The sequence below is a fragment of the Haliea sp. E1-2-M8 genome, from assembly GCF_030649675.1.
Taxonomy (GTDB): domain Bacteria; phylum Pseudomonadota; class Gammaproteobacteria; order Pseudomonadales; family Halieaceae; genus Haliea.
This window is the reverse complement of sequence record NZ_JAUTDR010000089.1, coordinates 1-633: the sequence shown is the minus strand read 5'-3', so window position 1 is coordinate 633 and position 633 is coordinate 1. Positions and strand designations below refer to the sequence as shown.

General features: G+C 56.4%; 1 protein-coding gene. It reads right to left on the bottom strand.

Annotated elements, in window-relative coordinates; translation table 11 throughout:
• Nucleotides 1-633, bottom strand: a 633-nt coding sequence (locus tag Q6D67_RS21675; protein ID WP_304707929.1) for an IS3 family transposase, incomplete at both ends; no start/stop codon positions are given.

Below are 633 nucleotides of genomic sequence, written 5' to 3'. Positions count from 1 at the left end.
CTGGCTCCCACGATCCGAGTGTAGAATAACCGGGCCATTGTCCTGGCGCTGCCACACAGCCATTTGAACAGCACGGATCACCATATGTCGATCTTGCCGATGATGCATGGACCAGCCCACCACCAAATTACTGAAGAGATCGACAACCACGCACAGGTACAGCTTGCCTTCGCCCGTAGTGATCTCCGTAATGTCGGTGACCCACTTGCTCTCAGGCTCCAGCGCAGTGAAGTCACGCTCTAACCGATTCTCAACACCTGGAGGTGAAAGTGTCGGTTGCGCTCGCTGACCTCGCTTCTTTTTCCGTGGCCAGCCCTGAAGCCCTGCGGTAACCATCAAGCGAGCAATACGGTTCTTACTCGCCGTTTCACCCTCATGCGCCAGGTCTTCGTGCATGCGTGGCACGCCGATCGTGCCCCGGCTATCCTCATGGATCTGGTGAATACGCGACAATAACCGCTCATTGTCCACCTCCCGGTTGCTGGGGCGTCGTGCCTCCCAGTCGTAATACCCGCTCGGAGAGACCTTGAGACATCGACACATCATGCGTAAGGGAAACTCGCTGCGACAACGTTGAATCGCCTGGTACCTCAGGACGATTCCTTTGCAAAGAACGTTGCCGCTTCGCGCAAA